This window comes from Photorhabdus sp. RM322S (genome assembly GCF_042879395.1).
GTDB classification, from domain to species: Bacteria; Pseudomonadota; Gammaproteobacteria; order Enterobacterales; family Enterobacteriaceae; genus Photorhabdus; species Photorhabdus khanii.
Map to the genome: position 1 here is coordinate 1 of NZ_JBHFKW010000015.1, position 12,460 is coordinate 12,460.

General features: G+C 41.5%; 12 protein-coding genes. All 12 read right to left on the bottom strand.

From position 1 onward, the window contains the following. Positions 1–518: 518 nt before the first annotated feature. A complete protein-coding gene (locus tag ACGF63_RS10665) occupies positions 519–698 on the bottom strand; it encodes a hypothetical protein (protein ID WP_239002364.1) in 180 nt (59 codons plus the stop codon). 167 nt (positions 699–865) lie between these two features. Next, positions 866–1,063, bottom strand: a complete 198-nt coding sequence (locus ACGF63_RS10670) for a hypothetical protein (protein WP_387630584.1) — start codon at positions 1,061–1,063, stop codon at positions 866–868. Between the two features lie 50 nt (positions 1,064–1,113). Further along, a complete protein-coding gene (locus tag ACGF63_RS10675; protein ID WP_152962547.1) occupies positions 1,114–1,995 on the bottom strand; it encodes a DUF6282 family protein in 882 nt (293 codons plus the stop codon). Beyond that, entirely contained in the window at positions 1,992–2,669 is a 678-nt protein-coding gene (locus ACGF63_RS10680; protein ID WP_118987873.1) for an RraA family protein, read from the bottom strand. The genes ACGF63_RS10675 and ACGF63_RS10680 overlap by 4 nt, the downstream gene beginning before the upstream one ends. Continuing rightward, positions 2,669–4,834: an isocitrate/isopropylmalate dehydrogenase family protein gene (locus ACGF63_RS10685; RefSeq protein WP_152962548.1), complete on the bottom strand. Its 2,166-nt coding sequence runs from the start codon at positions 4,832–4,834 to the stop codon at positions 2,669–2,671. The genes ACGF63_RS10680 and ACGF63_RS10685 overlap by 1 nt, the downstream gene beginning before the upstream one ends. Then, complete coding sequence (locus ACGF63_RS10690; protein ID WP_152962549.1) at positions 4,831–5,574, bottom strand: alpha/beta hydrolase; 744 nt, start codon at positions 5,572–5,574, stop codon at positions 4,831–4,833. Before ACGF63_RS10690 ends, ACGF63_RS10685 begins: the two co-directional genes overlap by 4 nt. Next, positions 5,571–6,509 (bottom strand): 3-hydroxy-3-methylglutaryl-CoA lyase, encoded by a 939-nt coding sequence (locus ACGF63_RS10695; RefSeq protein WP_152962550.1) that lies wholly within the window; start codon positions 6,507–6,509, stop codon positions 5,571–5,573. The genes ACGF63_RS10690 and ACGF63_RS10695 overlap by 4 nt, the downstream gene beginning before the upstream one ends. Next, the gene (locus ACGF63_RS10700) at positions 6,502–7,737 is read right to left on the bottom strand and encodes a multidrug effflux MFS transporter (protein ID WP_152962551.1); all 1,236 of its coding nucleotides are present in this window, start codon (positions 7,735–7,737) and stop codon (positions 6,502–6,504) included. Before ACGF63_RS10700 ends, ACGF63_RS10695 begins: the two co-directional genes overlap by 8 nt. A 701-nt stretch (positions 7,738–8,438) precedes the next feature. Further along, entirely contained in the window at positions 8,439–9,188 is a 750-nt protein-coding gene (locus tag ACGF63_RS10705) for a creatininase family protein (protein WP_387630589.1), read from the bottom strand. A 16-nt stretch (positions 9,189–9,204) separates the two neighbouring features. Then, positions 9,205–10,032 carry a dihydroorotate dehydrogenase gene (locus ACGF63_RS10710; protein ID WP_241826068.1) on the bottom strand — a complete coding sequence of 276 codons (828 nt, stop codon included), beginning with the start codon at positions 10,030–10,032 and terminating at the stop codon, positions 9,205–9,207. A gap of 123 nt (positions 10,033–10,155) precedes the next feature. After that, complete coding sequence (locus ACGF63_RS10715) at positions 10,156–10,653, bottom strand: hypothetical protein (protein WP_036842361.1); 498 nt, start codon at positions 10,651–10,653, stop codon at positions 10,156–10,158. A gap of 35 nt (positions 10,654–10,688) precedes the next feature. Continuing rightward, positions 10,689–12,437 (bottom strand): aminotransferase class III-fold pyridoxal phosphate-dependent enzyme, encoded by a 1,749-nt coding sequence (locus ACGF63_RS10720; RefSeq protein ID WP_387630592.1) that lies wholly within the window; start codon positions 12,435–12,437, stop codon positions 10,689–10,691. Between the last annotated feature and the right edge of the window lie 23 nt (positions 12,438–12,460).

The window sequence follows — 12,460 nt, forward strand, 5'->3', positions numbered from 1 at the left end:
ATCCGCACGTAAAATAACATTTTCGAAAAAATGGGTATTTAAGCGCTTTCTCGCCGATTATTTTACGGTGAAAACCCTAAAAGTAACACAATAAAAGCAAGGGATGTTTTTATCTCATCAGGCCATTTACTTACTGATTTATGAAAACCAAATAAAAGGGGTGACTAATGAAAACCGCTCAGGATTACCAGTAAATCTTATCGTAAACGATATAACGGTAATGAAAAAAGGGAAAAATAGAACAACAGAGTCAGTAAAGATAAAAAGTGGATATGAATTAACTTTCGTTAAAGGTAAAACACGATAGCCGATAATGATTAAACTCAATAAAAAGCAGGCATTAAAAGTGGTAAAACAACTATGAAAACTTTATACTGACTAAAACCATAAGTTAAAACAATGACTTTTAATAACAGTTTAAGGCCTACACATTATAAAAACGCAGGAAAAATTAAAACCAATCAGTTGTGATTTTAGCTGGAAAAAATAATCAAAAGTATCCATATTCTCTCCGTTCATTATGAGGCGGTGGCGAATGTCACACTCGCCAATATTGCCAGGACGGCAGCTAAAATGTCCACCAGTTCAATCAGCGCAGCAGCAATGGTGACGAGGATAACAACAGCAACTTCGGCAATAATCACAACCACTTCCAGCATTCCTTCACCCACCTTTTTCAATATTTGCATCCAGGTCACGATTTTCCCTGTTTGTTCACTGATCCAGGAAAAAGCGTAGCTGACCTGATGGGTTATCGGATCAATAATCTCGTTACATACCCACTGGCCGGTTTCATTGAACCATGCCCCAAACTGAGCAAGGAGCTCACGGGTACTGTTACGGATATAATCTAACCCCTGTTCTGTCAGGCCACTTCCTGCCCGAGAATAACCCAGTCTTCATAGCTGGATAAGAATAGACCAGGGGTTGCGGAATGGTCCCCGCCACGCCCTCTTCGGGAGGAGCGAGCGGGTAAGGAGCTATCGTCAGGAGGAGAACCGGGCGGCAGGGGGCCAGTGGTATCGGACTTTGGTTGGTTTTTGGCAAAAGCAATTATACCCAATCATCATGCTGTTCAAATTCCCCTCATAAAACGTCAACAATCCCTAATATCTAATCCGGAGCCAACATCCGCAGTGGATTCAGTAAAGAGATATCTCGGATGTGTTTTTCACCAAGGCCCGCGGTTTTAAACCAGTGTTCACTATCGCTCAACCATTGCTCAACATCAGGCTGAACTGGCTGTCCAAGATCGGAGCTATAGACAACATTACTCACCTCCGATAACACTTCAAAAAAATCCTCAGTTGTCTGATAACCAAGATAAACAGTTAATGCCGCTTGCTCCACATAAAGCCACTCATGCTCACCCAGCGCTTTAAGATCTTTCGCTTTTAATCCTGTCATAGGGCTGGCAGGTTGGTTCAGCATGAACTTACAACCACCCGCAGCAGTAATCGCATCAATAAGTTGCATAACTTCATAACGTGAAGCATGGCCGGATGACAACACAATATTATGCTGCTGCGCAAAACTAATTAACTCATGGATCTCGTTATGCAACCGCCCATTGCTATCAACAACAGATAAAGGTTGCTGTGCGAAAGTTTGCGCGAAAGCATTTGCCCAAGCACGTTTCATTACACTTTTATGGCTTGTCGGGACAATAGTTGGCAGATGAACCAACAGCCGCGGAGCTTTACAGAACTGGTACTGACTCAGTGACTGGATAACAGAGTTAATTGCCAGCCCCCCAGCGGTTGCGTTCAATACTACCGAACCAAAAACCGGAAGCCCTGCCTCCTGAGCCAGTGACGACAAAGCAGTAACACTCCCCAGATGGTTTTTAAGTACAACTCCACCACCATGTCGGGCGTATTCCCTTCCAGCTTCAAGTACATTGTACCGCCGAATATAACTATCGGGGCGGGCATGATAATGTACATCCAGAAAACGAAGTTTTTTCTCCCAGTATTCTATAAATATCTGACTCATTGAACAGCTTTCCAAGGTACGGCATATCCCAGTTTTTCACGGGCGTTAACCAGATCTTCTCCATTAGTTATAGCCTCAATAATAGCTTGTTCAGTTTTGTCAACATTTTCCGCACGCTCAATAACAGTAAGCAAATGCTGCTGCGGGATGACTAGCGCACCATTATCATCAGCAAAAATCCAATCTCCTGGGGATATCGCTACACCGCCAATATCCAGAGTGCATTGTTTTGCAGCAACCTTGGCACGATTCTTTCCGGATACCATATAAACCCCCGTCGTGAATAAGGGATATTCCAATCTGCGAACCTCAGACAAGTCTCTGGCTGACCCATAAATCACAGAACCTGCGATTCCTTTTTGTACAGCCTTAAAAGTTAAGATATTACCCCAACTGGTACAATCCGTACGCCCCTGATTATCAACTACTATTACATATCCAGCAGGTACTTCATCAATGTAATTTCCAGCATTAAGAAACTTACCCTGTTCCGGAATGATAGGTTCATAGCGCACAGTAAAAGCGGGTCCCGCCATTTTAATCCCGACATTACTACGTGGCACAATTCCAGCCAATCCAGCAGGAATATGCAGACTATCCATTGCATCCGATATGGCCGCACTATCAAGTTCCATTAAACGCTTTTTAATTTGATCAATTTGTATAGTTTGCATTACATTTCCTCTTTGGATGCATGTGCGCGCAGGACACTCCAGGCGGCATATTCTGGTATAGATTGTTGCAGTAGCAATTTATTACATGGAAAATCCACCGAATATTGTCGTCCTTCATCATCTATGGTCGTCAGGGTCATCTGCCCAAGCATTTCTTCACCAGACAAAAATGAGCTTATAGAAGGAAACGCTGTAATATTCACCGAAAGAGATTTTGAAGGACTATTTACTGCATATGTTGTGTGTAGATATGTATTTAATTCATCATCATCTGTGAACCAGTTAATACGGTATTGTTCACTGAGTTTTTCCATAGCAGTCATCTGGCAATCACTAACCAATTTGTTTTCAAACATGGCGCCAAAGTTAGCCAATTGCTGTACGGAAAGAGGGGAATCAGCAGGAGTAATAACTTGTACTACTACATAAGGCGCTTTCCACAGATAGTGAATATCACACTCAATACCATCAAAGAATGCATTCACCATCGTACCTACTTGACTTTCACTAACGCCGATGAGTGTCCAATGGTAGTTTAGCTCTCTCATGCCAGCTACTGGAGGGATAGAATGTTCCTCTGACAACATTAACCGCATTTGGGACGGAGGCCCTGGCAACACAACTATTTTGCTACCATCAACATTAAGACTGAAACCAGGTGCTGTACCTGTAATATTGGGAATAACCTTTGCTCCGGACGGAAACATGGCTTGGAATCGATTCGAGGGATCACAATATACTCCCAGTTTTTCCAATTGTTGCTGTACTTCCACCCAGACATTATCACGTATTTCCAGAGGGCTTCCTGCCGCTTTTGCTATCGCCTCACGGGTTTTATCATCCGGTGTCGGGCCAAGACCACCACACACAACAATGAGAGTATCCTGCCCCAGCCTGCGAACCACTGCGGTAGCAATCTGGTTAATATCATCAGCACAAACCTGATGTTGCTTCACCTTATATCCCTGCTCCGTGAGATATTCACTAATATCCTGAAGATTAGTATTAGGATATTTACCACTCAGGAGTTCATCACCAACAGTAATAACCGATGCAGAATAGCTAGTGTATTTTTTACTTAGAGCACGAATAATAGCCCGAGCCATTTGTTGGGTTGTTGCGCTACCGCCCAGATCATAAGTAACAGTTCGACCTTCACGTATCACATTATCTACTGCACAGTTAATTTGCCGTGCTGCATCAGCAAAGCCAAGATGTTCCAGTAGTAATGCGATTGTGTAAAACATCGCTGCCGGATTGGCTTTATTTTTACCTGCCATACCAGGCGCACTACCGTGTACAGGTTCAAAGTACGCAATATCACTACCAATATTAGCGCTAGGCGCTAAACCAAGCCCTCCCATTACGCCCGCTGCCAAATCAGACAAGATATCACCGAACATATTCTCAGCGACAATGACACCAAATTCATGCGGTTTTTTTACCATCCATAAAGCCACTGCATCCACATTGTGGATATCCGCTTTTATTTTAGGGTAACGCGCCGCAACGGTATCGAAAATACCTTTTGCAAAGTGCCCACTTTCCCGCATTACATTTGGTTTATCCGCGAAGGTTACACGGGAGTAGTTATTTTCCTTTGCATATTCAAATGCAGTGATAAACAAACGTTCTAAACCAAAACGGGTTTGTAGACGGACTGTCCATGCCGCTTCTTCAGGACCATATTTATCTATATTTGGGTGCTGTAACCAAGTCGTTGCAGTCACGGGAATTCCTTTAAAATCGAACCCTGCATATAGTCCTTCGGTGTTTTCCCTGATAACACAACAGCGAAATGGTTTACGGTCCCCTTCTACATAACGCACTGGTCGGATATTTGCATATAATCCCAAACGCTGGCGTAATTGGATAACAGGTGACACATAATTTCTCATTTTCCCACGCAGATGCGGCGGCAACGCTTGTTGTGCTTCTTCTTTACCTTTACTAGTAATAGCGCCGAGTAACACCGCATCTACTGAAGCTATTTTTTCCCAAGTACTGGCAGGTACTGGGTTACCTTCTCTTTCCCAACAAGTCCAACCAATATCCCCAACTTCCAATGTCACAGGAAGATTTAAAGCCTGAAAAACCGGAAGGGCAGCATCGCATACTTCCTGACCAATACCATCCCCAGGCAATACAAGAATTTTTTTATTCATAAGATTTTGAGCCAATCGTTAATTACATTGTTAATAAATGACGGCTTATCTTCCCAAGGCCGCATTCCTGCTCCATCCACGACAACAAAACAGTGCGTAGGATTAGTGCTGACCACCTGATTACATTCTGTGGCTAATTGCGAACATCCGCCAACTATGCTCAGAAATTTTCCTTCGTAATTGCACAATATTGTTCTGGCATCCAGTTGTAGCAACAGTGAAAATCCCACTATCATGCGTTCCCGAGCAGTATTTCTTAAATGGTCAGGTACCGCAGGCACCTTAGGAAGTGGAGTCCCACCTTCAGGAATAACAAAGTCATGTAACACAGAAATCGCTTCATCTAGCTGATTTCTATTCAGTAATGCTATTAATTGTTCCAGCCTATTGGTCAGCAACGAATCAGCATATCCAGGACCGCTCACTGAGATTACTCCCGTGAGATTTTTCAGGCGCGACGCAAGCAATTGCACTAGAGTACCTGACATCGCAAAACCGATAAGCAAATAAGGCTGGGAAAAACGTTGATTGAGTTCAGATTCAATAATATTAATAGCGTAGTCGGGATCAGATGAATTAATTAAGGATAATGTATCAATAATAGACACCTGATATCCCACTTTCTGTAATAATATGCGCAATGGAGTGCAAAAATCGCCATGATCCCAACGCGGCATTACAGGTGCAAGAATTACCGCTTCGAGACTAAAACATCCGGCACGGTTATTATGCCGTGTCATGCCGTTGCTCCTCGCAAAGATTTAACAACCTGAAACGCATAATTAATACCATTTCGTAACCCTTCTTCGAGAGCTGTTTTATTTTCCACACTCAAGTTGTACATACCCATCATTATATCGATAAGATCGCGCCTGGAGGCGGCAAAAAAATGATGGGATTGCAGTTCATTGAGTTGATTAAATACTCGTTCAAGGTCATATTGTTTACTATTTTGGCTCAGATTGAGAAATGATAGCCAGCTTTCCAAATTGAGATTTCCGGCGCCTTTTCCCATCCCTGATAGAGAACTATCAATAAAATTGGCTCCAGCTCTCATAGCTTCAATACTGTTCGCTGTGGCAAGACCCAGATTATCATGAGGATGGAATCCCAATTGCAATTGCGTGGCAGACTTTAATTTATAAAACATCTGCGCTACCTGTTCAGGGAACAAACTACCATTTGAATCCGCCAGGTAAATAATATTAGCACCAGCTTGTTCACACTGTTTGGCAACTTCAATAATTTTACTGATAGAGAGCTGACTCACTCGTGTAAAATTAATACCCACAGCCATTCCAGTAGATCGAGCAATCTCGCACAACTCTAAACATGGCTGCGGGTTATCAGCTTTAATACATAACCTAAGCAAGCTAACGCCATTCGTCTTCATTGCATAGATATCATCAGCATTGATATTGTGAGGATGGGCAATGACTACCAATTTTGCCTCAGGTACCGATTGATGAATATCTCGGATATAACTATCCGGAGACATACCTGTTAGGCCAATATTAGAGATAGGTTTGAAAGAACCATTGCGATAACCGATTTCAAACCATTCCACGCCACTTTTAGTCAACGCTTCAACATGCTTTATAGCGTATTCTGTTGTAAAATTAAAATTATTCAGGTATCCACCATCACGTAATGTGACATCTATATTATTAACCATTTTTCATTCCTATTTTAGTTTCTATTGTTTGTTTTTTACTTATTTCTTTATTGCCTCTATTACCCGTTATATAAATAATGCTACCGACTAAGGAAACAACTGTGATGATAGATGCCACTTTAATAGGTTCATGGTGAGATATATAACCAATAAGCAATGACGCCAGTCCTGCACTACCTAATTGCAATGTTCCCATTACGCCGGAAGCTGTCCCAGCCGCTTGAGAATGAGTGGCAATTGCCGATGCAGTACCAAGTGGCAGCAAAAAACCATTACCGAAAGTCAATACTGATATTGTTAGCACAGAAGTTATCAATGGGTAGGAACTAAAAAACATTTGTATCGTGAAAGCAATACCTCCAACAGCAAAGATGAGATAGCCATGAGAAATCGTCTTTCTCATGCCCTGCTGACGACTTAATTTCTTAGCAGTAAGATTACCCAACACATAACTCAAAGAGAGCATTATATAGGTGTAACCAACATATTTTTCCGGTAATCCCATAGCTGTAAGAATAAATGGAGATTCAATCAAATAAGAAAAATATGCCGTATAAGCGAAGCAAGGTATTGCTGCATAGTAAAGAAACTCTTTATTTATTATCACTTGGTAAGTACTAACCAATAAATTTTTAACACTCAATTTTTGGCGTTTTTTCACTGGCAGTGATTCTTTCAGAACTAGCAAGCACAATATAAGCGTGGCTGTTATAAATAAAGTAAGAAATAAAAAACAGGCTTTCCAGCCATAATACTCACTTAACACACCGCCGATCATTGGTGCGACAGCGGGTGACATTCCCACAAAAGGGAAAATAATCAGATACAAATTGGCTGCTTCTTCCTTCCCCATCAAATCATTAATAATGGCACGACTTAATGTAATACCAGCACAAGCGCCAACTCCCTGGAATAAACGCAATAATAGCAACTCATTAATATGCGTACTGTAAAAAATACCGATTGTTGAAATCAACCATATAATCATTCCAGAAATAAGAACCTTTTTTCTTCCTAAACAATCACTTAATGGACCATAAATAAGTTGAGAAAAGGCTATACCAAATAGAAATATAGCTATTGCACTTTGTATACTAGATTCGCTAACGTGATAATAGTTTCCCATTTTACTCAAAGCGGGTAGGAATATATCCGATGAAACCAACCCCCCCATAGAAAGAAAAGCCATTAAAACGATAAATAATAAAGATGAAGATTTATTGTTCATGGACCATTAACCAATCAATATAATAAACATTACCCAAGAATAAATTCCGTATAAAATAAAAAAGCCACGCACCAGTTAAATTTACATTAAATGCACACAACCACTTATTTAATGAATAAATTAATAACATTAAAACAATCTTAATTTCACGTTGGCATAGTTATTAAAGCACCAGTTCATATTTAACTCAAAGAAAAACACCTGCCTATTTTATGTAATAAAACTTCAGCTCAGTTTGATAAACAATTAATTACTTTGCATATCACCTTGTTCTGCAAGAATTAAGAGCTCTTCATAACAACATAAAAATTAAACCCCACTCACTATTTAGATTAATAATTTTTCACTCTATAAACAATTTCTCCAAATAGTGAAATGCTTTTACACAACTTCTTTAATAATTAACCTTTATAAAAATAAACTCACGTAAATATTAACTAAAAGTATAATAACATCAACATCATTTTTTAGTAAATAAAAAAACACAAAATTTAAATTCAAAAACAAATAAAAAAAACACAAAACACAACATATAATACTAAAAACAAAGTCATTATTATGATAAATATAATAACAAATGTTATTATTTGAACAATGATATATGCAGCTGTTACTGGAAAAGACCCACCATTAATGAAAATGGTAAGCTCTTTTCCAAGTAGCCAAGGTAAAACCAAAAAAGCGCAGCAATATTCAGCGGGTTACTCCTCAGTAATAAGTTCCAATATTTGCTGTCTGACATGCTCGAAAATGAGTTCGCCTATTTCCGCACTTGAACCGGATGTTTTAGAAAGAACGCCTCTCGTTGAAAATTCTTTTTTAATCGGTACTTGATAGATCCCGGCACGTGGAGGTTTATCATGATCAGGTCGCTCCGCTCTCACTAAATCTGGACGCAAATGCAACATCAAACTCGTTTCTGTTAACCCTGCGTGCTCAGCATGCCAACCAGGAAAATCAACTAAATGCTCACGAGTCCAATCATCAGATACCAAACTCCACCAGCTAAATACGATAACGGATCGATCGTTAAAATGTCCTTCTGCCCGTAATTCGTCTACCGCTTCGAAAATAAAACCTTCATTCTCAAAATGACCATTAATGATCACCAGTTGTTTAAAGGGTAATGAGCACAAACTCTTAATTGTTCGGTTGATATAAGCGGTAAATGTTGATCCATCCAAGTAAATCGTGCCAGGAAATTCAAGCCCACCTCCACTCTGTGGCAATGATCTGGCAGACACCGGCTGTACCGGCAAGGTGAAGCCATTAATATCCTCCGCCAGCACGCGAGCGAAAGCTTCTGGGATTACTGAATCCACATTCAACGGCAGATGAGGCCCATGCTGCTCAATACCACCAATCGGCCATATCAAAGTCTTACCTTCAACCGCAGTTAAAACCTGCTCGCTGGTCAGTTCTGCAAATTCTCTCACTTGATCGTAGCTCATAATATTGTCCCTTCTGCTAATACTTTTTTGATGTCGTGACTTGAGCATATTCATGAACAATACGCCGTAGTGTTTTGTACATATGCCGGTGAAGGGCGGTGTAAACTTGCACAGTATTCGCGCCTGCAAGCATGTACTCATGGACGTCATTACCATCCTGCACACCTCCCGATCCAAGTATCGGAATTGTCAGCCCTCGTTTACGCAGGTTATAGATCGCGGCAAGCACCAACGGTTTTATCCCTGGCCCGGAGTATCCGCAAACCCCATTAAGCAAAGCCTCACCACTCACTCCGTCGAATACGATCCCCGAGATGGTGTCGCTCAACGTTATCGAATGAGCACCGCCTTCTATGGCAGCCTGAACACGCCCATACAAATTGTCTCCAAGCGCGAGTTTGACAGAAAAAGAGGTATCCACCCGCTCTCTCACCGCTTTCGCGTAGTTGAATACACGTTCCGGTGTATCTTCCATAAAATCATCTGCATGCAAGCACGAAATGCCCAATTCCAAGGGTGCATCGGTTACCTCTGAGATACGAGCAGCCAATGAACCCAGCTCCCCAGGCGATTCTGCATGGATCGAGACTATCACCGGAAGCTGTTCATTTTTAAATTCACGGAGAATGGTCAACCAATGTTCAACTGTTTTCTTCGAGTAAGTCGTATTGTTCAACATCCCTGTACTGATGGAATAGGTCTTTTCTGTATGTAATTTTTCCGAATTCGGGTAAATGGTTTTTGTCACAACCGCCCCTGCGCCGTGAACAATAAACTGGCGAATATATTTATCCTGATCAGAAAGCAGACCCGATCCAACAATTATGGGGTTTTTTATCTTCATGCCCAAAACATCATAGGTTTGTTCGACAACTTGATTTTTCATCTCAACTCCATGAATTAACTTATTCAAGCAAACCCGCTATTAATCAACCCCCAATAGAACAGGCAATGCTCCCAAAGGTGCTCAATAGCTGCTACTCAACTGAAAGTTTCTGAAAATCTCACCAATCTGCCACGGATTATTACGAAAATCGTGAATATCCAATTTCGATAAATTGCAAACATGTTCCAATCCCTTTAATAAATGACTACCACCGCGCACAATCGGCAGTTGAGTGATCAGCAGTACAGGCCGTTTCAGGGCCGAGGCCCAACCAAGTTCAATATGTGTGCCATCAGTACGCAATAATTCTTCACCACAATGAACCGGAAGAATGGGCATGAAAAAATCACACTGTTGCATCCATTGGAAATCCCGTTTTGATACCATCTCCGGCGTATAATTGGGTGTATCAATGCCAAATCTCTCAGTCAAATGTGCCGATAATACATTGCCATTCAATGCCTTTACTGTCTTAACCGCTAACTGGATAGTCATTCTCAGCTCTTCATGAAAACCACCATCATAAATCGCAGACTGAATAGGCCCACCAATGAAAACACTTTTGTTTGCCAACGGCATAACACACCCCTTAATTTCCGTTAATCCCGTTTGATCTAGCTATACCGTGGAAGAAGGTTGTTTTCCTCAAGTTCATCTAAGCTATCCACAAACGCCAAATAAACTTTTTCCAGATGAGTGTCATCGTGTGCATCAGAGATAAACCAGCATCGCCACTCCCAGATATAAACACCTCTCATCAGCAAGTTGTAGTAAAGCAAGTCCATGTTGTCACGATGAATTAATCTAAAAAATGAGGAGAACGATCTTGCCTCAATGGGAACCCGGCGATTCAAGAACAGACGATTCAAACGTAAAACAAATGATTCAGTACGCTGTGTCAGTGCCTGAGTAAAAGATTCCCCTCGCCTCTTGATCTCCAGCAAAGTGGCTTTCGCTGCGGCCATGGAAAGTGGATGTTGAAAATATGTTCCACCAAAGAATGTCGGCTCCGCTGCCGGGAAGCTGTCATCGTTGAAATTCCAGTTTCCACCGTCAATCGAATCAAGCCTATTTCCCCTGCCGGTAATCACGCCCAACGGCATTCCACCTCCTATCGTTTTGCCATAAGTCACAATATCAGCCTCGATCCCAAATAATCCTTGGATACCGGCAGGGTGAGATCTGAAACCTGTCACGATTTCATCTAATATCAACAGAATATCTAAGTCTCTGGTCACTTGGCGCAAACGTCTCAAGTAATCTGGATTACTGAGACTAGGGTCACGCGTTGGTACAGGTTCTACGAGCACAGCCGCAACTCTAGTGCGATTGACTTTGAGAAACTCAATAGCGTCATTGGAGCCAAATTCAAACACCGAAACATCAGCAACCATATTCTCAGGTATGCCCACCGAAACGGGTTTTGCAACACTGACATCATCATATTCACTGGCTTTAGCCAGTACTGCATCCCAATGCCCGTGGTAACTGCTGGAAAAAAGTACGATGTGATTTCGACGAGTGAGCGCCCGCGCTGCCCGAACCGCATTCATGACCGCTTCTGTTCCACTATTCACAAAAGCCACACGATCCATGCCGGTAATCTCTTTGATAAGTTCGGCCACTTCCAAACCTATCGTGTGACGGGTTCCCAAACCAAAACTGTTGTTTATTTGCTGAGTGAGCGCTTGAATAATGAAGGATGGGCTATGCCCAAACATGTGTGCGCCAAATCCCATCGTCATATCAATGTAATCATTACCATCAATATCCTGGACAACGGCCCCCTCAAACTTAGTGCATACAATCGGGTAAAGCAGTTCCTTTATGGAGGGTTTAAATCCAATACCAGAACGGCTATCTGCAATATTTTTACGTACCGCTACCGAATGCGTTTTTGACTGAATCGTTCGCTGGTTATATCTGGATATGAATGAAGCCAGATATTTTCTTCTCTCCTCAGATTCGATGGATGGCGCACTTCTCGACATCCATTGGAAAAAGCGTTCTTTCTTAACATGTGGAATATCTATCGCGGCTGCCTGATCAGGAGTTCTTTCTTGATCAATCAATACTTTTTGGGGTTGAATTGCCGAATCATTATCTTCCCCGGCACTTTTTTTATCTGCCATCAACACATATTCACTGAGTTGACGAACCGTTTGTAATTCTGCAAAAAACTGCCGTACCGAAAGTTTTATACCAAATCGTTTATGGATGGGATCCAACACTTCGAATAATAAGAGTGATTCCGCGCCCAATTCAACCAACGGTATTTCCAGTTTTATCTCTTCTCTCGGTAAACCAAATGTTTCTGCAAAAATAGTTATTATCTCTCTCTGAATAATTTCAATATCACTCATATCAACCTCACCTTCTTTAAAAT